The sequence below is a fragment of the Rhodanobacter sp. UC4452_H20 genome (assembly GCF_052978205.1).
The window spans coordinates 1,693,429-1,715,114 of record NZ_CM129662.1 but is presented as its reverse complement, the minus strand read 5'-3'; the positions used below and the strand labels follow the sequence as shown (position 1 = coordinate 1,715,114).

General features: G+C 68.4%; 14 protein-coding genes. 12 read left to right on the top strand and 2 right to left on the bottom strand.

What is annotated here, in order from left to right; genetic code table 11:
- The first annotated feature begins 63 nt into the window (after positions 1-63).
- Entirely contained in the window at positions 64-834 is a 771-nt protein-coding gene (locus ACVCMC_RS08115; RefSeq protein ID WP_447099329.1) for a c-type cytochrome, read from the top strand.
- Between the two features lie 13 nt (positions 835-847).
- Here the strand turns inward: ACVCMC_RS08115 and ACVCMC_RS08110 are convergent, their stop codons facing one another.
- Positions 848-1,369, bottom strand: a complete 522-nt coding sequence (locus ACVCMC_RS08110) for a mismatch-specific DNA-glycosylase (protein WP_447099328.1) — start codon at positions 1,367-1,369, stop codon at positions 848-850.
- Entirely contained in the window at positions 1,347-2,039 is a 693-nt protein-coding gene (locus ACVCMC_RS08105) for a Dph6-related ATP pyrophosphatase (protein WP_447099327.1), read from the bottom strand. The genes ACVCMC_RS08110 and ACVCMC_RS08105 overlap by 23 nt, the downstream gene beginning before the upstream one ends.
- A 163-nt stretch (positions 2,040-2,202) precedes the next feature.
- Here ACVCMC_RS08105 and rng point away from each other — a divergent pair, with 163 nt between their 5' ends.
- The 11 genes from rng to tssM all read left to right on the top strand — a co-directional run bounded on the left by rng (position 2,203) and on the right by tssM (position 21,683).
- Entirely contained in the window at positions 2,203-3,702 is a 1,500-nt protein-coding gene (gene rng / locus ACVCMC_RS08100) for a ribonuclease G (RefSeq protein ID WP_447099326.1), read from the top strand.
- A gap of 21 nt (positions 3,703-3,723) precedes the next feature.
- A complete protein-coding gene (locus ACVCMC_RS08095; RefSeq protein ID WP_447099325.1) occupies positions 3,724-7,668 on the top strand; it encodes a YhdP family protein in 3,945 nt (1,314 codons plus the stop codon).
- A 67-nt stretch (positions 7,669-7,735) separates the two neighbouring features.
- Complete coding sequence (gene tldD, locus ACVCMC_RS08090; protein WP_447099324.1) at positions 7,736-9,175, top strand: metalloprotease TldD; 1,440 nt, start codon at positions 7,736-7,738, stop codon at positions 9,173-9,175.
- Positions 9,176-9,257: 82 nt separating this feature from the next.
- Positions 9,258-9,545 (top strand): PAAR domain-containing protein, encoded by a 288-nt coding sequence (locus ACVCMC_RS08085; protein WP_395117304.1) that lies wholly within the window; start codon positions 9,258-9,260, stop codon positions 9,543-9,545.
- Between the two features lie 144 nt (positions 9,546-9,689).
- Positions 9,690-11,003, top strand: coding sequence for a tetratricopeptide repeat protein (locus tag ACVCMC_RS08080; protein WP_447099478.1), 1,314 nt, complete (start codon positions 9,690-9,692; stop codon positions 11,001-11,003).
- Positions 11,004-11,115: 112 nt separating this feature from the next.
- Positions 11,116-13,077 (top strand): type VI secretion system Vgr family protein, encoded by a 1,962-nt coding sequence (locus tag ACVCMC_RS08075; RefSeq protein WP_447099323.1) that lies wholly within the window; start codon positions 11,116-11,118, stop codon positions 13,075-13,077.
- Between the two features lie 11 nt (positions 13,078-13,088).
- Positions 13,089-13,631, top strand: coding sequence for a DUF6931 family protein (locus ACVCMC_RS08070; protein WP_395117308.1), 543 nt, complete (start codon positions 13,089-13,091; stop codon positions 13,629-13,631).
- Positions 13,632-13,892: 261 nt separating this feature from the next.
- Positions 13,893-15,233, top strand: a complete 1,341-nt coding sequence (gene tagH / locus ACVCMC_RS08065) for a type VI secretion system-associated FHA domain protein TagH (protein WP_447099322.1) — start codon at positions 13,893-13,895, stop codon at positions 15,231-15,233.
- A 201-nt stretch (positions 15,234-15,434) separates the two neighbouring features.
- Positions 15,435-16,769, top strand: coding sequence for a type VI secretion system baseplate subunit TssK (gene tssK, locus ACVCMC_RS08060; protein ID WP_395117312.1), 1,335 nt, complete (start codon positions 15,435-15,437; stop codon positions 16,767-16,769).
- Between the two features lie 4 nt (positions 16,770-16,773).
- Complete coding sequence (gene icmH / locus ACVCMC_RS08055; protein WP_447099321.1) at positions 16,774-18,150, top strand: type IVB secretion system protein IcmH/DotU; 1,377 nt, start codon at positions 16,774-16,776, stop codon at positions 18,148-18,150.
- Positions 18,151-18,155: 5 nt separating this feature from the next.
- Positions 18,156-21,683, top strand: coding sequence for a type VI secretion system membrane subunit TssM (tssM, locus tag ACVCMC_RS08050; RefSeq protein ID WP_447099320.1), 3,528 nt, complete (start codon positions 18,156-18,158; stop codon positions 21,681-21,683).
- The last annotated feature ends 3 nt before the right edge of the window (positions 21,684-21,686 follow it).

Sequence of the window (21,686 nt, the reverse complement as noted above, 5' to 3'; positions counted from 1 at the left end):
TCGCCCGGCCAGCTTAGCGCCGTTGCGGTTTGGGCGCTGCGGCCGTCAGCGTACAATCGTCGGATGATCACGAACCTCAGCCTGCGTCACGCCAAGCCGTTCGGTGTCGCCATGCTGTTTGCGGCCGCCCTCGGGTACGGCGCCGCCAGTTGCGCCGCCGACCGACTCCCGATTCCCGATACCTTGCAGCAGCGCATCGCCGCCTGCACCACCTGCCATGGGAAGCAGGGCGAGGGGCGTGCGGCCAGCGGATATTTCCCGCGCCTGGCCGGCAAGCCGGCGGCCTACCTGGCGCGGCAGCTGCAGGATTTCCAGGACGGTCTGCGCAAGTACGCTCCGATGGAATACACCGTGCGCGAGCTGACGCCGACGTACATGCAGGAAATCGCCGAGTACTTCGCCGTGCAGCGCGTACCGTTCGCGCGCTCGCCGACGCCTGCCGTGCCCGCCGCGGTGTTGCAGCGTGGTGCACAATTGCTGGACAAGGGCGATCCGTCGCGACGCATTCCCGCCTGCAGCAGCTGCCACGGCAGCCAGTTGACCGGCGTGGAACCGTCGATTCCCGGGCTGGTCGGTCTGCCTTACGACTATGTCAGCGCGCAACTGGGTTCATGGCGCACGCACACCCGCGCCACGGTGGCGCCGGACTGCATGGCCGAGGTCGCCAGCCGGTTGAGCGAGCCGGACATCAGCGCGGTCGCCGCCGCGCTGGCCAACCGTGAACTGCCGACCGATACCCATGCGCTGCCGGCCGGTTCGGTGAAACCGCCGCTGCATTGCGGGGTGCTGGATGCGGCGATCGAAGCGGCACCGCCGGCCACGACGGTCAACTGAAGCTGCGGACGCGTCAGCGCGCGCCATCGCCCCGGTACAACGCACCCAGTGCCAGCCACGGCTGCAGGTTCCAGTGTCCGCGAGCCTGGCCGGAGGGCGAAGGCAGCACGAACAAGCGCGTGGCGCCGAAGGTTTCCTCCTGCATGCCGTAGTCGAGCGCGCCACCCAGCACCGCGCGGGCGGCGTTCTTGCTGGTGAAGGCGAGCAGGCGCGGTCGACAGCGCCGGATCTTGCGGCGCAGCGCGGCGGCGTCGAAGGCGTCGCGGGGCAGTGCGGCGTCGTTGCCGCTGTGGTGTTTGGCCAGGTCGGTGAGGCCGATGCCGAGCGGCAGCAGGTGCCTGAACTCGGCCGGCGCAAACAGGCGCGGGGTGAGCCCGGCGTCGAACAATGCGCGCCAGAACAGGTTGCCGGGATGCGCGTAGTAGGCTCCTTCGGCAGCCGAGCGCGCACTGGCGGCGGTGCCGCAGAACACCAGGCGCAATCCGGGTGCCAGCAGGTCGGGCAGGATGGTGTCAGGCCGGGCCGGCATGCTCATCGAGCAGGAAATCGGTGTACTGGAAGCGCCCGTCGCGCAGCACCGACTCGCCCCGGCGCAGCCGCAGCGGGTGGCGGAACAGCGGTCCGGCGTAGCTCAGCGTGTGGAACTCGCCGTGTTCGCCGCAGGGATCCACGCCGGCCGGCAGGGCGTCGAGCAGGCCCGCATCGTAGTCGCGGCCGCAGAAGCCGGCGTCCAGTTGCCCGGTGTCCACGCAGCACAGCACGGCGCGGTGGCCCTCGCCCACGAAGCGGCGCGACAACGCCGCCGTGTCCTCGCCCCACAGCGGGAACACCGCGCGCCAGTTCTCGCGGCCGAGCTGGCGCACGCGGTAGTCGCGCACGTCCTCCAGGAACAGGTCGCCGAACGCGCAGTGGCGGATGCCGGGCCAGCGCATGCGGGCCTCGACCAGCGCGCGGGCGTGGGCTTCCTCGTAGGCTTCGTTGCTGCCGGGCCAGTCCAGCAGGACTTCGACCAGCGGCAGGCCGAGCGCGGCGGTCTGCGCCAGCAGCACTTCGCGATGGACGCCGTGCATCGCCACGCGCTGATAGTTGCGGTTGAGCGTGGTCAGCAGGCCGACCACCTGCCAGGCCGGATCGGCCTGCAGCCGCTGCAGCGCCAGCAGGCAATCCTTGCCGCCGCTCCAGGCCAGCAGAATCGGGGTGGTCATGCGCGACTGGCTCCAGAGGGGCGGGAACGTCTCGCGCCGGAAGCGAGACGAAAACGGACCCATTTTGCAGTATCGGTGCGGCCGGGTCGATTTCCGCGCGCCGTTCATCGACAGCCTGCATGGCCAACGGCTATAAAGATGGCTTGTATCCTGGGGGTGTGCGGTGAGTGAAGAAATCCTGATCAACGTGACACCGCGTGAAACCCGGGTCGGCGTGGTCGAGAACGGCATGTTGCAGGAGGTGCACGTCGAACGGGCCTCGCGGCGCGGCTACGTCGGCAACATCTACAAGGGCCGCGTGCAGCGCGTGATGCCGGGCATGCAGGCGGCGTTTGTCGAGATCGGGCTGGAGCGCGCCGCGTTCCTGCATGCCTCGGACATCGTGCGCCCGGCGCTGTCGGCGGTCGAGGATGACGATGCCGGCAGCAACGGCAACGGCCACCTGCCCTCGATCAGCGAACTGGTGCACGAGGGCCAGGAGATCGTGGTGCAGGTGGTGAAGGACCCGATCAGCACCAAGGGCGCGCGGCTGTCGGCGCACCTGTCGATTCCCTCGCGCTACCTGGTGCTGCTGCCGCATTCGCGCACGCTGGGCATCTCGGCCCGCATCGAGGATGAAGTCGAGCGCCAGCGCCTGCGCGAGGTACTCGGCACGCTGATCGGTGCCGATGCAACCGATGGCAACCGCCTCGGCTACATCGTGCGCACCAATGCCGAGGGCCAGGGCGCGGAGTCGCTGGCATTCGACGTGACCTACCTGGGCAAGGTGTGGCGCGTGGTGCAGGAGAACATCGCCAAGGCGCGCGTGGGCGAGCGGGTCTACGAGGAGTTGTCGCTGCCGCTGCGCAGCCTGCGCGACATGCTCAACGAGGACATCGAGAAGGTGCGCGTCGATTCGCGCGAGACCTTCGAGCGGGTGGCCCGGTTCGTGCACAAGTTCATGCCGCAGCTGGACGATCGCGTCGAGCACTACGATGGCGAGCGACCGATCTTCGACCTGTACGGCGTCGAGGACGAAATGCAGCGAGCGCTGAAGAAGGACGTGCCGCTGAAATCCGGCGGCTACCTGATCGTCGACCAGACCGAGGCGATGACCACCATCGACGTCAACACCGGCGCCTATCTCGGCACGCGCAACCTCGAGGAAACCGTCTACCGCACCAATCTGGAAGCCGCGCAGGCGGCGGCGCGCCAGCTGCGCCTGCGCAACCTGGGCGGCATCATCATCATCGACTTCATCGACATGACCGATGAGGAGCACAAGCGCCAGGTGCTGCGCATGCTCGGCAAGGGGCTGGCGCGCGACCATGCCAAGACCACGGTGTACCCGATGTCGGCGCTGGGCCTGGTCGAGATGACCCGCAAGCGCACCACCGAGAGCCTGGCCCGCCAGCTGTGCGAGCCTTGCCCGGCCTGCAACGGCCGCGGCGCGCTGAAGACCGCCGAGACGGTGACCTACGAGATCTTCCGCGAGATCACCCGTGCCGTGCGCCAGTTCAACGCGGAGAAACTGCTGGTGATGGCCAGCCCCTCCGTGGTGAACCGCATCCTGGAGGAGGAGTCCGCGGCGGTCGCCGAGCTGGAGGAGTTCATCTCCAAAAGCATACGCTTCCAGGCGGAAGAGCATTACTCGCAGGAACAGTTCGATGTGGTCTTGCTGTAAGTCGACGCCGGCCCACGGCGCATGAACAAGGTGTGGCGTCGTCGATTGCACGGTGGCGCGCGCGGCCTGGGTTGGGTCGCGGGCGTGCTGGTGATCCTGTTCGCCGTGCTGACGGCGCTGGCGCAGTTGCTGTTGCCGCTGCTGGCGCGCCATCCCGAATGGGTGGCCGCGCAACTGAGCCAGCGCCTGCAGCGGCCGGTGGGTATCGCCTCGATGGCGGGGCGATGGACGGCGGGCGGTCCGGAATTCGTGCTGCATGACGTGCGCATCGGCCCGGCCGCCGGGACGAATGGCGCGGCACTGCAGTTGCCGGAGTCTCGCCTGAAACTGGACCTGGGTGGTTGGCTGCTGCCGTCACGGCATCTGTTCAACGTGTACCTGCGCGGCTTGCAACTGGATCTGCTGCACGACGCCAGCGGCTGGCGCGTCAGCGGGCTTGGCACCGCCGCCGGCGCGGACCAGCCGGCGCTCTCCCTGCGCCACCTGTCGCTGGATCTGTGGCTGGATGACCTGCGCGTGGTAGTGACCGATGCCACGCTGGGCGAGCACTACGCCTTGCTGTCGCGGCAGTTGCGGATCAGCTTGCAGGGTGACCGCATCCGCTTCGGCGGCAGCCTGCGGCGCGAGGGCGTGGCCGAGGCCAGCGTGCGCGCGGTAGGCGACCTGCGCCAGGACGAACGCTCCGGCAAGCTGTGGGTCAGCGCCGATGCGGCCCATCTGAAACCCTTGCTCGACGGCCTCGACCTGAAAGGTTACGGGATCGAACACGGCACCGGCCGCCTCAGCGCATGGCTCGACTGGCGCCAGGGTCAACTGGGCGACAGCGTGGTGCGTGTCGACCTTGACACGCTGTCGGTGCGCGGACCCGCCGGCGGCGTGGCCGAGGTGGCGACGCTGCATGGCTTGGCCGGCATCCATGCCGAGGGTGCCGGTTACGCGCTGCGCTGGGCCGGCGACGACGGCAGTGCCGCGGTGGTGGAACTGGATCAGCCGGGCACGCCGCAATTGCGCGTGGAGGCCGCCGCGCACAAGCTGCAGTTGGCACCGCTGCTGCCATGGCTGGCGTTGAAGCCGGATCTGCCCCCGGGCCTGGCGCGCTGGCTCGGTCGCGGGCATCCGCGTGGCGAACTCGAGCGGCTCGCGCTGCACTGGACGCGGGCCGGCGGATTGCAGCGCCTGGCAGTGGCGTTCGATCGGCTCGGCATCGATCCGGTGGACAAGTCGCCAGGCTTGAGCAACCTGCGCGGCACGCTGCGTGGGGACGCCGAAGCCTTCTCGCTGGAGCTGCCGGCGCAAGCCACCACGGTGACGTTTGCGCAGGTGTTCCGCCACCCGTTCGCGTTGTCGAACCTGTCCGGCACGCTGGCGTTCTGGCCGCAGGATGGCGACTGGCACATCGGTGCCGACAGTCTGGAATTCGTCGGCGCCGGCTATGCCGGCAGCGCGCGCGGCGAGGCGGTGCTGCCTGCCGGCGGCGGCGCGCCGTGGCTGGGTCTGTACGCGTCGATCGACCACGCCGAGGTTCCCGCGGCGAAACTGTTCTGGCCGGTCAACGTGATGCCGCCGGCGACCGTGGCATGGCTGGACCGCGCGCTGGTGGCCGGCACCGTCGAGCAGGCGCAGGTGCTGGTGCGCGGCGATCTGGCGGACTGGCCCTTCCACCACAACGAGGGTCGCTTCGAAGCGCGGGCCGAGATCCACGGCCTGACCCTCGACTACGGCGACGAGTGGCCGCAGGCCGAAGGCGTCGATGCGGTGGCCAGCTTCGTCAACGGCGGCATGCTGGTGCAAGCCGGCGCCGGCCATTCGCTGGGCGTGAAAGTGGACAGCGCGGTGGCGCTGATCCCGGACTTCGGCCAGCCCCTGCTTGACCTCAACGTGCGCGGTGGCGGCAGCGGTGCGAGCCTGCTGAACTTCTCCCGCAGGAGCCCGGTCGCCCGCCGCGCGTCCGATACGCTGGCCAAGCTCACGCTTGGTGGCCGCGGCACGTTCGAGTTCCATCTCAGCCTGCCGTTGACGCACATTGCCGATGCGCAGCTCGACGGCACCGCGCAGTTGCATGATGCCGACCTCGCGGCACCGGACTGGCAACTGGCATTGGCCGGCATTGCCGGTCCGCTGCGCTTCGACCTGCACGGCCTGCAGGGCGGGCCGCTGGATACCGTGTTCCATGGCCAACCCGCGCAGTTGCAGCTGGCGATTGCCGGCGCCAACGCCGCGCCGGACACGGTGTTCTCGGCGACCCTCCAGGGCAATTACCAGGTCGCCGAGCTGGTGCAGGGTTATCCCTCGCTGGCATGGCTGGCGGACCTGGCGCACGGGCGTGGCCCGTTCAGCATCGGCTTCACGCTCGCCCATCCGCCGGGCAGCGAGGAACTCGCGCAGACGCTCAGCATCGATTCGCCGCTCAGCGGCATCGCGCTGGCGCTACCCGCGCCGCTGGACAAGCCCGCCGCGGGCAACCTTCCGCTGCATCTGCAGATGAGCCTGCCGACCGCCGGAAGCGACGTGCAACTGGAGCTGGGCCAGGTGCTGCGCGGCCACCTGCGGCTGGCCGATGACGCCGCCGGACGACCGCTGGCCGGCACCTTGGCATTCGGCAGGCAGATGCCGCCGGCGCTTCCCTCGAAAGGCTTGCGCATCCGCGGCCATGCGGCCCGGCTGGATGTCGCCGGCTGGGTCCAGCGTGCGGTGGCGGGTGCGGGCGGCGACGGCCCGGCGCTGGAAAGCATCGACGTCAGCACCGACCAGGCGATCGGTTTCGAGCGCCCCCTCGGTGCGCTGACCGTGCGTGCCGCGCCCCAGCCCGGCTTGCTCAGCGTGGACGTGGATGGCCCCGCCATGGCCGGCAACATCAAGGTGCCCACCGACGAACTGGACAAGCGTGGCGTCACTGCGCGCATGGAACATCTGCACTGGCCACGGCAGCCCGCCGCGTCGGCCACGGCGGCGAGTGCGCCTGCCGTCGCGGCGACCGCGGCCGCCCCCGGGCCGGCACCGGCGGCAATCGTCGATGACCCGGCGAACACCGGCATCAATCCCGCGGCGCTGCCGCCACTGCATCTGTGGGTGCGCGACCTGCGCCTGGGCGATGCCAGACTGGGCGAAGCGCGGCTGGAGACGTGGCCCACGCCCAAGGGCATGCACATCGAACAGCTGCGCGCGCTGTCCGAGCGCGTGCAGGTCACCGCCAGCGGTGATTGGGACGGCACCGCCACCGACAGCCGCACCCACATGCGGATCAGCTTCTCCGCCGAAGATCTCGGCGCGATGCTCTCTGCATTCGGCTACGACGGCCTGGTCGATGGCGGCCGGACCCGCGACGAACTCGATGCCAGCTGGCCCGGCAGCCCCACCGCGCTGTCGCTGGCCACGATGGACGGCACGCTCAAGGTGCAGGTCAACGATGGCCGTATTCCCGAGGCAAGCTCGCCCGGCGTGGGGCGCCTGCTCGGCCTGGTCTCGCTGGCCGACCTGCCGCGCCGGCTCACGCTGGATTTCGGCGACGTGTTCGGCAAGGGGCTGGGCTTCGACACGATCAGCGGCGATTTCCGCCTGGCCGACGGCAACGCCACTACCGACAACCTGATCATCAAGGGGCCGGCGGCCAACATCAGCGTCACCGGTCGCACCGGCCTGCGCGCCCGCGATTACGACCAGCAGATGGTGGTGGTGCCGCACGTCGGCAACAGCCTGCCGGTGGTCGGCGCGGTGGTCGGCGGCCCGCTCGGCGCGGCGGCCGGTTTCGCGGTGCAAGGCCTGCTCGGCAAGGGGCTGAACAAGGCGGCCAGCGCGCGCTACCGGATCACCGGGAGCTGGGACGACCCGAAGATGACCCTGGTCGAGAAGCACGACGTGGTGGTGCCGCCGAGCCTGTTGCTCGAACCCGCGCCGGCTTCGTCCGGCGGCATCGCGCCGACCGGGTCCGTGCCTGCTCCGGCCAGCGCCGGTTCGTCGGGGCCGTGAAGCTTTAAAGCCGCCCCCGCCAGCCCCATGTGGGGTAGTTCCGGATCGACCACAGGCACGCTGACCCATGGATTCACTGATCAATCTCGCCGAAAGCAAGCTGCTGTCCCCCGGCGGCATCGCCACCGGCGACCTCGACCGCGTGTTCGGCCAGCTGATGGGTCCGTCGATCGACGCCGCCGACTTGTACTTCCAGCATTCGCGCAGCGAGTCGTGGACGCTGGAGGAGGGCATCGTCAAGGACGGCAGCCACTCGATCGAGCAGGGCGTGGGCGTGCGCGCGATCTCGGGCGAGAAGACCGGCTTCGCCTATTCCGACGAGATCGTGCTGCCGCAACTGCTGGAGGCGTCCAGGGCAGCCCGCGCGATCGCGCACGGCGGCAACGGCGCCGGCAAGCCGCTGGCACTGCACGACGCGCGCGCGCTGTATCCGGCGATCGATCCGGTGGAGAGCCTGCCCAATCCCGACAAGATCGCGCTGCTGCGCGAGGTCGACGCCTACGCGCGCTCGCGCGACCCGCGCATCAAGCAGGTCATCGTCAGCCTCGCCGCGACCATGGACACCATCCTGATCGCTGCCTCCGACGGCACCCTGGCCGCCGACGTGCGCCCGCTGGTGCGCATCAACGTGCAGGTGATCGCCGAAGCCAGCGGTCGCCGCGAGCAGGGCTATTCCGGCGGTGGCGGCCGTTACGGTTATCGCGAATTGCTCGAGAACGGACGTGCGCTGCGTTTCGCCGACGAGGCCGTGCGCCAGGCGCTGGTGAACCTCGATTCAACCGACGCGCCCGCCGGCCAGATGACCGTGGTGCTCGGCCCCGGCTGGCCCGGCGTGCTGCTGCACGAGGCAATCGGCCACGGCCTGGAAGGCGACTTCAACCGCAAGGGCAGCTCCGCGTTCTCCGGTCGCATCGGCCAGCGCGTGGCCGCGAAAGGCGTCACCATCGTCGACGACGGCACCCTGGCCGGCCGCCGCGGCTCGCTCAGCATCGACGACGAAGGCACGCCGACCGAATGCACCACCCTGATCGAGGATGGCATTCTGAAAGGCTACATGCAGGACAAGCTCAACGCGCGCCTGATGGGCATGGCGCCGACCGGCAACGGCCGCCGCGAATCGTTCACCGCGCTGCCGATGCCGCGCATGACCAATACCTACATGCGGGCCGGATCGCACGATCCGGCCGAAATCATCCGCTCGGTGAAGAAGGGCCTGTACGCGCCGAACTTCGGCGGCGGCCAGGTCGACATCACCAACGGCAAGTTCACCTTCTCCGCCTCCGAGGCCTACCTGATCGAGGACGGGAAAATCACCCGCCCGGTGAAGGGCGCCACGCTGATCGGCTCCGGCCCCGACGTGCTCAACCGCGTCTCGATGATCGGCAACGACCTGGCGCTGGACGAGGGTGTGGGTGTGTGCGGCAAGGACGGCCAGAGCGTGCCGGTGGGCGTGGGCCAGCCGACACTGAAGATCGATTCGATGACGGTGGGCGGCACGGCCTCGTAATCCGGGCATGCGACGCGGCTGACTCCGTGCGCCGAACTGGCGTACCATCGCCGGGTCACGCCATCGAGCCACGGAGTTCGCCATGCCTCCCGCCGCACGCCTCACCGACATGCACGTGTGCCCGATGGTGACCGGCGTGGTGCCGCACGTCGGCGGCCCTATCGTCGCGCCGGGCGCGCCCACCGTGTTGATCGGCGGCTTGCCGGCCGCACGGGTGAGCGACATGGTCACCTGCGTGGGCCCGCCGGACACCATCGTCATGGGCGCACCCAAGGTGTTGATCGGAGGCCTGCCTGCGGCGCGCATGGGCGACAGCACCGCACACGGCGGCACCATCGTGCTCGGCTGCTTCACCGTCATCATCAACTAGACGTCGTTCGGTTCCGGTATCCCGTCCGCGGCGGACGGGGCTTGTGCCGGACGCGACTGCGCGTGGCAAGGGGGCGACTTGAAGCGTGTTTCGTCGGATCGAAGCCGACGCCGGCCGCACGGCAGTGCGCTGGCTGCCGGTGTGCTGGCCACCCTGGGCGACGCGATCGCCGCGCATCGCGACGGCCAGCTCGACGCGGCGGAGGCGCTCTACGGCAAGGTCCTGCAGCGACAATCCGGGCAACCCGATGCCCTGCATTTCCTCGGCGTGCTGTGCCACCAGCGCAACCGCAGCGAGGAAGGCATCCGGCTGATCCGCATGGCGCTGCGCGCGACCCCGCAGCATGCCGATGCGCACAACAACCTGGGCAACATCCACAAGGAGTGCGGCCAGCTGGCCGAGGCCGAGGCCTGCTACCGGCGCGCGCTCGGCCACCAGCCGCGGCACCACGACGCGCTGAGCAATCTGGCCCTGGTGCTTGAGGCGCAGGGCCGCGTGGACGACGCTGGCGAGATCTACGCCCGCTTCCTGGCGCAGGAGCCGCAACTGGGCCACGCGCACTACCTGATGGGCATGTTCCGCCGTCGGCACATCAACCAGATCGAAGACGTGGAGGAAGCGGTGCGCTGCTTCACGCGTGCATCGCAGCTTGATCCGCAGAACCTGCGCGCGCGTGATGCGCTCGGCGTGTCGCTGTACATGCTCGGCCGCAGCGGCGAGGCGATCGAGGTCTACCGCGACTGGATGGCGCGCGAGCCCGACAACCCGGTGCCGCGGCACATGCTGGCCGCGTGCGGCGGCGAGGCGGCGCCTGCACGCGCGGAGGACGCTTATGTCCGCCAGGTGTTCGACGGCTTCGCCGCAAGCTTCGACGAGATGCTGCTGAAGAACCTCAACTATCGCGCGCCGCAGGTGCTCGTGGGCGCGCTGGCGGATCGTCTCGGTGCGCCGCAGGCCATGCTGGACGTGCTCGATGCCGGTTGCGGCACCGGTCTGTGCGGGCCGCTGATCGGACCGCATGCGCAGCGCCTGGTGGGCGTGGACCTGTCCGGCGGCATGCTGGAAAAGGCGCGCCAGCGCGGTGGTTACGACGAGCTGGTGGAGGCGGAACTGGCCGGGTGGCTGCGCGCGAGCCCGCCCGTCTGGGATGTCGTGCTGTCCGCCGACACCCTGATCTATTTCGGTGACCTGGTGCCGGTGCTGTCGGCCGCCCACCACGCGTTGCGCCCGGGCGGCTGGCTGGCCTTCACGCTCGAAGTGCTGGACGGCGAAGGCGATCGTCTGGAGCTGTCCGCCAGCGGACGTTATCGGCACACGCGCGGGTGCGTCGAACGTGTGCTGTCCGCCGCCGGATTTCCCGATCCGTCGATCAGCGCGGATTCGCTGCGCAAGGAGTTGGGCAGGCCGGTGGCCGGCTGGGTGGTGCTTGCGCAAAAGCCCGCCGCGAACGGCAATTGAAGGGGCGCGCAAGCGCCGCAGGGCGCCAATGGACTCCCCAAACAGGCCAGACGTATGATACCCGGACTGGTTTGCCGGCCCATGCCGTCGGGACCGTTGGGGGAGGACGGACATGCCGCATCAAATGACACTGAAGTCAGATCTCGGTGACAAGCTGCAACCAGCCAGCTTTTCCGGCAGCGAACAACTGGGGCAGCTGTTTTCGTACAACCTCAAAGTACTCAGCAAGGATGGCGAAGTTGCGCTGCTGCCGTTGCTGGGCAGCTCGATGACGGTCACGTTCGACACCGGCGACTACACCCGGCATTTCAATGGCATCGTGGCGGAGATTTCGCAGACGGGGTTCGAGAGCTTTTCCGGCAAGCGCCAGGCGGAGTACGCGTTGACCCTGGTGCCGAAGCCCTGGTTGCTGCTGCACAAGATCGATTGCCGCATCTATCTCAAGAAGTCCGTGCCGACGATCGTCAAGGACGTGCTCGCCGAAATCGGCTACAGCGACGTCAAGCTGAGCCTGAGTGGCGACTACCCGGAGCGCGATTACTGCGTGCAGTACCGCGAGAGCTACTTCAACTTCATCAGCCGACTGATGGAGCAGGAGGGCATCTACTATTTCTTCCAGCACCGTGATGGCGTGCACACGATGGTGCTGGCCGATTCGCTCGGTGCGCACGGAGCCACCGGCGGCTTCGACGAATTGCCGTATCGGCCGCAGACCGGCACCAGCAAGGCGTCAAGCGAGCCGGCGATCACCGAGTTCAGCACCGCGCGTTCGGTGCAGACGATCAAGTATTCGCTGACCGACTACGACCCGCTGGACCCGAAGAAGTCGCTGCTGGGGTTCGAGTCGATCAGCAACGCCGACGGCAACCATCGGGTGCCCAAGCTCGATTCGTTCGACTACCCCGGCGACCACCTGACCGCCGCCGCCGGCAAGCATTACGCGCAGGTTCGGCTGGAGGCGATCAACGTCGCGCAGTCGCTTTGCACCGGCGCGACCAACGTCTGCGGCGTGCTGACCGGCGCGCTGTTCAAGCTGACCAAGTTCCCGCGCGCGGAGTTGAACCAGGAATACCTCGTGGTCGGCTCCACCGTGCACATCGAGAATGCCGCCGAGGTCTCCGGCGTGCAGGGCAGCAACCAGTTCTTCTGCCATTTCTCGGCGATCCAGAGTCGCCAGCCGTTTCGCAGCATGCCGACCGCGGTCAAGCCCGGCATCGTCGGCCTGCAGACCGCGGTGGTCTCCGGCAGCGACACCGCCGAAGACATCTCGGTGGACAAGTACGGCCGCATCCAGGTCACGTTCCACTGGAACAAGCCGGACAAGGAAAACTTCCACATCTCCTGTCCGGTGCGCGTGGCCTCCTCGTGGGCCGGCAAGAACTGGGGCGCGGTGAGCATTCCGCGCGTCGGCCAGGAAGTGGTGGTGAGCTTCCTCGAAGGCGATCCGGACCGGCCGCTGGTCATCGGCAGCGTCTACAACGCCGACAACATGCCGCCGTACACGCTGCCCGACAACATGACCCAGAGCGGCATCAAGAGCCGCAGCCACAAGGGCGGCGGCGCGGAGGATTTCAACGAGCTTCGCTTCGAGGACAAGAAGGGCAGCGAAGACTTCTTCATGCATGCGCAGAAGGACATGCATGTGGAAGTGGAGAACGACCGTGTCGTGACGGTGGACCACGACGAGAAGATGACCGTCAAGAACGACCAGACCGAGGACGTCACGGGCAAGCGCACGACCACCGTGGGCAAGGACGACAAGCTTGACGTCACCGGCAACGGCACGACCACCATCGGGCAGAAGTTCAAGCTCAGCGCGGGCACCGAGATCGAGCTGGTGACCGGTGCGGCGAGCATCGTGATGAAGTCATCCGGCGCCATCGACATCAAGGGCGTGAACGTCAGCATCAAGGGCGTGAGCGTCAAGATCGACGGCGACGCCACGGTGGCGGCCAAGGCCGGTGCCTCGGCGGAGTTTTCCAGCAGCGGTGCGACCACGGTCAAGGGCACCATGCTGTCGCTCAAGGGCGACGCCATGGCGCAGTTGTCCGGCGGCATCATCATGATCGGCTAGAGGGCGCACAGATGTCATCCGTGATGCAGGCATCGATCCAGATGGAGTTGTCCGAGCCGGCCAGTGCGCTGCTGCGGCCGGAGATGACCGCGCACGCGGCGGTGCAGGCGCTGGTCGAGGCCGGCCAGGTGCAGGATGCGCTGAAACTGCTGGCGCGGATGCTGCCCAAGCGCTACGCCGTGGCATGGCTGTGCCAGTGCGCACGCGACCAGACGCTCGATGCGGAAGACCGCGCCGGCGCCTCGCTGGCCGAGAAGTGGGTGCGCGAGCCGAACGAGAGCAATCGCCGCGCGGCGTTCGAGTTCGCCACCGCAGGCGGTTACAAGTCCGCCGGCGCCTGGGTCGCCGCTGCCGCGGGCTGGTCCGGCGGCAGTCTCGCGCCCGCCACGCAGGAGGCGCCGGTGCCGCCGGCCGACCATCTCACGGCATGCGCGGTGGTGGCCGCGATCAACATGCTGGCGGCGCTGGATGTCGATACCTTCGCCGCGCGTCGCGCCGCCTTCATCAAGCCGGCCTTGAGCCTGCTCAACGGCGACGGCGCGGCGGGAGCCTGAGGCCGGTCGCGCGCGTTCGCGGCTTGCCCGCTGCACCTCGGGACGATACGATGGCGCGGACGGTTTCCGCGCGTCAGTCAGGCCATGCCGGCAGTTCCGATCACGCGCTTCGCGCGTGGCGGCGACCGATCCACGGAGCCGCGGTTTTTCGCGAACAGTCAGCAGCCAGGCCGGACGGCGAGCCCGGTCGGGACGTGGATGGAATCCATCGTGCGCGGCGCCGGCTGATTCACCTTGACCAGGGAACACTCGAGCAAACCGATGTCGCAGAGCCTGATCCTCGCCGTTGCCGGTCATCAGGCTGCCCAATTCGGCAGCCGCAGCAGCGGGACGTTCGCGGGCGTCGGCGGCAGCATCGGTCGTTCCGAGGATTGCGACTGGGTGCTCGGCGCCTCGGGCGTGTCGCGCGTGCACGCGATGGTGCGCTACCTCAACGGCATCTACTTCATCGAGGATCGCAGCACCAACGGCATGTTGCTCAACGGTGCGCCGCTGGTGAAGGGCGAACCCTCCGCGCTGACCGACGGCGATCGCCTGCTGATCGACACCTTCGAGGTGGAAGTGCACCTGGGCGATGCCGGCGCCACGATCCCGCCGCCCGACCTGCTGGCGCCGCCGACCTCCGCCGCGATCGGTGCCGACATCGACCCGCTGGATTTCGGGCTGTCTTCGCCGATGGCGTCGCTGCCGCCGCAGCCCTCGCCGAACACGATTCCGGCCGATGCCGACCTGATCCCCGGTGCGGTCGGTGTCGGTGGTGCGCTGGACCCGTTGAGTTTCCTCGGCCCGGGCGATCCCGCTTCCGAACTGCTGTCCGGTGCCACCACCGGCAATGCCAGCGCCAGCTGGAACCACACCGCCAGCACGCAGGATCATTTCCACCCGCCGATGACCAACGAGCAGCGGCAGGCCAACCAGCTCCCGGAGAACTGGGACCTGACCATGGGCGACTTCTCCGCGCCGGTGCCGCCTGTGGCGGCGGCGCCGGTCGCCGCGGCGCCGCGCGTGATGCCCGCCGCGCCGATGCCGATGGCCGCGGTCGATCGCGCCGAGGCCACCGGGCCGCACGCCTTGCCGACCGGCGTGGACGAGATCTTCCGCGTCGTGGTCGACGGCGTGATGGACGTGCTGCGTGCGCGCGCCGAGATCAAGAACACGTTCCGGCTGCCGGTCACCATCATCCAGCGCTCGGAGAACAACCCGCTGAAGTTCGCGCCCAACCCGGAGGAGGCGCTGCAGAAGATCATGGCGCCCAGCGGCGGCGCCTTCATGTCCGGCACCGCGGCGTTCGAGGATGCCTTCGACGACATCCGCTGTCACCAGATGGCGATGCTGGCAGGCGTGCGGGCGGCATTCGAGTCGTTGCTGGTGCATTTCAACCCGGATCGCTTCGAGCAGGAGGCCGATGGCGGCTCCAAGCGTTCGGCGTTCGCCGGCAAGGGCAAGTACTGGGAAAGATATCGCGAGCATTTCGAAGGCTTGAACAAGGACCCGGACGATTGTTTCCGGCGCCTGTTCGGCGACGAGTTCGCGCGTGCGTACGAAGAACAGTTGTCACGCCTGAAATCGGCGCGGAGAATGCGGCAGGCAACGCATCGCTAGCGGGTACATGGCGATTGCGGACGCGCCGCGTTCGATGGGGTGCAGGAAGGGCAGGGCTGCTCTTTCTCGACGGATTTCCGGGCGCCGGGGGCGCCACGGACGCGGATGTTTTTCCATGCAGCATCGGTCGGCGACAGCGGGTCGACGCGGCATATCCCGGCAGCGCAGCCGGGGGAACTTCTGACAGGGGCAGCGCGACGCATGGAAAACAACAAGGTTGTGTGGAGTGAGGGGCTGTTCCTGCGCCCGCAGCACCTGCAGCAGCAGGAGCGTTACCTGGAGCGTTTCGTCGAACTGCGCGCCGGCAGCCTGCGTCCTTACACCTGGGGCTTCTCCGAACTGGAGCTGGAAACCGACCTGCTGGCGATCGGCAAGCTCGGCATCAAGCGCGCGCGTGGTGTGTTTCCCGATGGCACGCCGTTCGACATGCCCGGCGACGATCCGCTGCCGCTGGCGCTGGACGTCAACGACAACTGGCGCGACCAGACCGTCTTCCTGACCCTGCCGCTGCGCTCGCCGGCGCAGCCGGACAGCGGCCGGCCCGAGGCGCCGGCGGAAAAGCTGTTCCGTTATCGTGTGCGCGAGACCGAGGTGCGCGACGCCTCCGGCAGCGTCGACGGGCTCACCGTGCTGGAGGTGGGCGGGCTCAACAGCCGGCTGTTGCCGCAGTCGCAACCGCTCGAAGGGCTGGCGCAGATTCCGGTGGCGCGCATCGTCGAATGCCGCTCCGATCGGCGGGTGATCCTGGAAGAGGCGTTCATGCCGACGGTGCTGAGCTGCCAGGCCGCGTCGCGGTTGAGCACGTTTCTGTCCGAACTGCTGGGCCTGCTGCACCAGCGCGGCGAGGCGCTGGCCAGCCGCGTGGCGGTCACCGATCGCGGCGGCGCCGCCGAGATCGCCGACTTCCTGCTGCTGCAGGTGGTCAACCGCTATCAGCCGCTGATCGCGCACCTCTGTGCCGCGCCGATCCTGCATCCGGAGGATTTCTACCGGGTGCTGGCCGAGATGGCCGGCGAGCTGGCCACTTTCACTGCTGCCGGCAAGCGTCCACCGGCATTTCCGGCGTACCGCCATGAGGCGCTGTACGCGAGCTTCGAGCCGCTGATCGCGGCGCTGCGCACCAGCCTCAGCGCGGTGATGGAGCAGACTGCGATCCCGATCCCGATGCAGCAGCGCAAGTTCGGCGTGTGGGTGGCGGTGGTGCCGGACCTGAGCCTGATCGATACCGCAGCCTTCGTGCTGGCGGCGAAGGCGGACCTGAAGTCCGAAGACTTGCGCCGCCAGCTGCCGGCGCAGTCGAAGATCGGTCCGGTGGAGAAGATCCGCGACCTGGTGAACCTGCAGCTGCCGGGCATCCCGGTGGCGCCGATGCCGGTGGCGCCGCGGCAGATTCCGTACAACTCCGGCTACCTGTATTTCGAGTTCGACAAGAATTCGCCGATGTGGCGGAGCCTGAAGACGTCGGGCGGCATCGCGTTCCATTTTGGCGGCGAGTTCGCCGGTCTCGACCTGCAACTCTGGGCGATCCGAGGTTGAGCGCATGAGCAGCAATGGTCCCCACGACGACGATCCGCAGCAGGACCGGACCATAGTCCGCCCGCGCGGCGCACCTGCACCGGCTGCGCCGACCCCCGCGCCCGCTCCTGTTCCCGCAGCGCCTCCCGCTACCCGGCCGACTGCCGCGCCGGCACGGCCGGCGGCGGGTCACGTGCAGGTTCCCGCGGCTGCAATCGGCGATTTCCTGGGGGCCGGGCTCAATACCCTGGTTCAGGCGGCCAGCCCCTTGCTGCTGTTGTCGGTGCAGTTGCGCAACAGCGCGTCACAGCCCGATGCGGCGCGCCTGCGCGAGCAGGTCATCGCCCAGGTGCGCCAGTTCGAGAGCAACGCGCAAGCCGCCGGCATTGCGGCGCAAACCATCACCGCCGCGCGTTACGTGCTGTGCACCACGCTCGACGAGGCGGTGATGAACACGCCGTGGGGCGGGCAGAGCGGCTGGGCGGCCAAGACGCTGCTGGTGGCCTTCCACGGCGAATCGTACGGTGGCGAGAAGTTCTTCCTGATCCTGGATCGCCTGTGCGCGGATTTCTCGCGCCACATCGACCTGATCGAACTGATGTACATCTGCCTCACGCTCGGTTTCGGCGGGCGTTACCAGATCGAGGCCGACGGCCGCGCCAAGCTGGCCGACATCCAGGAGGAGCTCTACCGGCGCATCAAGGCGCAGCGTCCGCCGGCGGCGGACGAACTGGCACCGCACTGGAAGGGCATCGAGGACCGGCGCAACCCGCTGGTGCGTTACGTGCCGCTGTGGGTGATCGTGGCGGCCGGCGCCTGCATCCTGCTGGGCGCGTTCCTGTACTTCTACACCCGCCTGAACGAGTTGTCCTCGCCGGTCAGCGCGCAGGTGGCGCAGATCGGCTTGCGCAGCGCGGTGCCGCCGGACGAGTCGCGGCTGCGCCAGACCCAGCCCAAGGTCGAGCGCAAGAGTCTCAAGCAGCTGCTGGCGCCGCAGGAGCAGGCCGGCGCGCTGACCGTGGAGGAGAAGCCCGACGGCTCGGCGCTGGTGCGGCTCGATGCACCGGCGATGTTCGCCTCCGGCGGTACCGAGGTTACAGCGCGGCAGATCCCGATGCTGCACGCGATCACCGCGGCGCTGAACCAGGTACCGGGCCGGGTGGTGGTGGTTGGCCATACCGACGACCAGCCGGTTCACTCGCTGAAGTTCAAGGACAACTACGCGTTGTCGGCGGCGCGCGCGCGTTCCGTGGTGCAGATCCTCAGCGAGGGCATCGACAACGCCGGGCGGCTCGAATCCAGCGGTGCCGGTTCGTCGCAGCCGATCGCGCTGCCGCCGGACCTGCCAGCCAACCGGGCGCGCAACCGTCGCGTCGAAATTCTCTACAGCCCGGAGGACTGAACATCGTGGGCAAGCTTCTTGCGCTGTTCAAATCCCGCCTGTTCATCACCCTCGTCGGCCTGCTGCTGCTGGGTTTGCTGATCTGGTTCGGCGGCCCCTACCTCGGTTTCGGCGAGTCGCATCCGCTGGAAAGCCAGGTCGTGCGGCTGCTGGTGATCCTGGTGATCGTGGTGATCTGGGCGGTGTGGCTGCAGGTGCGGCAGATGCGCGTGCGCGGCAAGGCGCGGCAGATGGCCAGTGACCTCAGCGAGCAGGGTGCGCCGGCGACTGCGGGCATCGACGATCGCGCCGCCAACGAACGCGCGCAATTGCAGGGGCGCTTCCAGGAAGCGGTGGACACCTTGCGCAAGAACCGCAGCGGCGGCACCAACCTGTACGCGCTGCCCTGGTACGTGGTGATCGGCCCGCCGGGTTCGGGCAAGAGCACCCTGCTGCAGAACTCCGGCCTCAACTTCCCGCTGTCGAACAAGTTCGGCAAGGAAGCGATCCGCGGCGTCGGCGGCACCCGCAACTGCGACTGGTGGTTCACCGACGAGGCGGTGTTCCTGGATACCGCCGGACGCTACACCACCCAGGACTCCGACCGCGGCGCGGATGCGTCGGCGTGGACGGAGTTCCTCAACCTGCTGCGCAAGTACCGCAAGCGGCGGCCGATCAACGGCGTGATCGTGGCGATGAGCCTGTCGGACCTGCTCACCCTGGATGAGGCCGGGCGGCAGCAGCACATCATGGCGGTGCGGCAGCGGCTGGACGAGCTGGCCAAGCACCTGCGCATCGGGGTGCCGGCCTACCTGGTGTTCACCAAGTGCGACCTGGTGGCCGGCTTCACCGAGTTCTTCGACGACCTCACGCCGGAGCTGCGCAGCCAGGTCTGGGGCATGTCGTTCCCGGTCGACCAGACCATGGCCGGCACCGCGGCCAAACAGTTCCTGGCGGAGTTCAACCTGCTGCTGGAGCGGCTCAACACGCGCATCCTCGATCGCCTGCATCGCGAGCGCGACCGCCAGCGGCGCGCGGCGATCCTGTCGTTTCCGCAGCAGCTGGGCGCCTTGCGCGAGATCACCCGGCAGTTCGTCGAAGGCGTGTTCACGGGCCATCAGTACGACGCGCCGCTGCTGCTGCGTGGCGCGTATTTCACCTCCGGCACGCAGGAAGGCACGCCGATCGACCGCATGATGGGCGCGGTGGCGCGCACCTTCGGGCTGGACGCCTCGCGCCTGCACGTGCCCGGCGCGCAGAGCCGCACTTTCTTCGTCGAGCGTCTGCTCAAGGACGTGCTGTTCCGCGAATCGGGCTTCGCCGGCACCGATCCCAAGCTGGAGCGCCAGAAGGTGCTGCTGCAGGCGGCCTGCTACATCGGCGTGCTGCTGGCCTGCGGCCTGCTGGTGTTCGGCCTGGCCACCAGCTATCGGCGCAACGGCAATTATCTGGCCGACGTGCACACGGCGCTGGCCAAGTATCCGGCGCAGAGCGATCTCTCGCTGGCGCCGAACCAGCAGGCGTATTTCGCGCTGGTGCTGGAGCGGCTGGAAGCGCTGTCCGCGGCGGTCGACGTGGCCGACCAGCACCAGGGCGACGTGCCGCTGTCGATGCGCCTGGGCCTGTACCAGGGCAACGCGGTGGGCGACGAGGTGCGCGATGCGTACTACCGCGAGCTCAACGCGATCCTGCTGCCCGGCGTGGCCTCGCAGTTCCGCGCCGGGCTGGCCGCCAACGCCGGCGACCCGCAGATGCTTTATTACTACCTGAAGGGTTACCTGATGCTGGGCGAGCCCAAGCATCTGGACCACGACCAGATCGTGGCGCTGGCCGGGGTCGAGTGGCAGCGCCTGTTTCCGAACGACCCGGTGCTGCAGAAGGCGCTGAGCAAGCACTTCGACGCACTGGTCGCGCACGAGGGGCGCCTGCGCCCGCTGAGCCTGGACGACAACCTGGTCGAGCAGGCGCGCAGCACGCTGCGCACCGCGGACCTTGCCACGCTGATCTACGGAAACCTCAAGCTCACCGCCGGCAGCGGCAACTACCCGCCGCTGCGGCTGGACAAGGAACTGGGCCTGCTCGGCAACGTGTACCAGCGGCGCAGCGGCAAACCGCTGTCCGATCCGATCCCGGCGTTGTTCACCCAGCCGGTGTTCAAGCATGAGGTGGACAAGGGCATCGAACAGTCGGTGGCGCAGTTCGCCGCGGACGACTGGGTCTTCGGCGCCACCAAGATCGACGCGGTGCAGAAGGCTCAGCTCGCGCAACAGGTGCTCGGGCTTTACGAGCAGGACTACATCAAGGCCTGGGACGATGTTCTCGCCGACCTGCAACTGCAGCCGATCAACAACATCCAGGACGCCAGCGCCATCGCCGCCAAGCTGGCCGGCCCCAACTCGCCGCTGAAGCTGCTGCTCAAGGTGGTGCGCGACAACACCAGCGACCTGATGCGCGCGCCGCCCGGCGATGCCGCCGACAAGGCCGAGGACGTGGCCAAGAAGCTGGCGCAAAAGCGTGCCACGCAAACTGCGCTGGCGCGGGCGCTGGCGCAGGCCGGGGCCACCGGTGCGGCGGGTGGCGATGCAGCCAGCGAGAAACCGGGCAAGGTCATCAGTGACCATTTCGCCGAGATCGACAAGCTCACCGAGGGCGCGCCCGGCGCGCAGCCGATCGACCAGACCCTGAAGACGCTGGACGACCTCAGCAAGACCTTGCTGACCATGGGCGATTTCAGCAACGCGGCCGGCCAGCCCAACCCGCAGTTGCTGCTGGCCCAGCAGGCTGCGGCGCAACTCCCGCCGCCGGCCTCCAACTGGTTTGCCGCACTCACCGGCAAGAGCCAGGCGCTGGTGGCCAGCGGCACCAAGAGCGCGCTGGACGACCAGTACCAGCAGGCCGTCGGCAAGGACTGCGCCGACTTCACCCGCGGACGCTACCCGTTCTCGCCGTCGAGCAACAACGACATCCCGCTGCAGAACTTCGGCGAGCTGTTCGGCTATGGCGGTCGCTTCGACAGCTTCTACAACCAGACCGCCGGCAAGCTGATCGACGCCAGTGGCCGCAACTGGCAATGGAAGACCGGGCCCGGCGCGATCAGCGGCTCGGCCGGAATGCTGGGTCAGTTGCAGGGCGCCGACCGGATCAAGCAGATGTTCTTCCGCAGCGGCAACCTGCCGGAAGTCGATTTCACCTGGCTCACGCCGGTGCTTGATGCCGGCATCGGCAAGCTGGTGATCGACGTCGACGGGCAGAAATACGAATACCAGCCGGGTGGCGCGACCAACGTCAGCATGAAATGGCCCGGACCGCAGCCGGGCCGCGTCTCCATCTCCGCCTACGACACCGCCGGCAACCTGCTCACCACGTTCGACTATCGCGGCGACTGGGCGTTCTTCCGCGCACTGCAGGCGGCCAACCTGCAGAAGCAGTCCGACCTGCGCTTCGTGGCCAGTTTCAATTTCGGCGGCCACGTGGCGAAGGTGACGCTGCAAGCCAACAACCTGAAGAATCCGTTCCTCAGCAACGCCCTGTCCAGCTTCCGGTGCGGAGGCTGAGCG

Excerpts from the sequence above, each read along its gene's own strand:
- ACVCMC_RS08115 (WP_447099329.1), top strand. The coding sequence starts at position 64 with ATGATCACGAACCTCAGCCTGCGTCACGCCAAGCCGTTCGGTGTCGCC.
- ACVCMC_RS08110 (WP_447099328.1), bottom strand. The coding sequence starts at position 1,369 with ATGAGCATGCCGGCCCGGCCTGACACCATCCTGCCCGACCTGCTGGCA.
- ACVCMC_RS08105 (WP_447099327.1), bottom strand. The coding sequence starts at position 2,039 with ATGACCACCCCGATTCTGCTGGCCTGGAGCGGCGGCAAGGATTGCCTG.
- ACVCMC_RS08095 (WP_447099325.1), top strand. The coding sequence starts at position 3,724 with ATGAACAAGGTGTGGCGTCGTCGATTGCACGGTGGCGCGCGCGGCCTG.
- tldD (WP_447099324.1), top strand. The coding sequence starts at position 7,736 with ATGGATTCACTGATCAATCTCGCCGAAAGCAAGCTGCTGTCCCCCGGC.
- ACVCMC_RS08085 (WP_395117304.1), top strand. The coding sequence starts at position 9,258 with ATGCCTCCCGCCGCACGCCTCACCGACATGCACGTGTGCCCGATGGTG.
- ACVCMC_RS08075 (WP_447099323.1), top strand. The coding sequence starts at position 11,116 with ATGCCGCATCAAATGACACTGAAGTCAGATCTCGGTGACAAGCTGCAA.
- ACVCMC_RS08070 (WP_395117308.1), top strand. The coding sequence starts at position 13,089 with ATGTCATCCGTGATGCAGGCATCGATCCAGATGGAGTTGTCCGAGCCG.
- tagH (WP_447099322.1), top strand. The coding sequence starts at position 13,893 with ATGTCGCAGAGCCTGATCCTCGCCGTTGCCGGTCATCAGGCTGCCCAA.
- tssK (WP_395117312.1), top strand. The coding sequence starts at position 15,435 with ATGGAAAACAACAAGGTTGTGTGGAGTGAGGGGCTGTTCCTGCGCCCG.
- icmH (WP_447099321.1), top strand. The coding sequence starts at position 16,774 with ATGAGCAGCAATGGTCCCCACGACGACGATCCGCAGCAGGACCGGACC.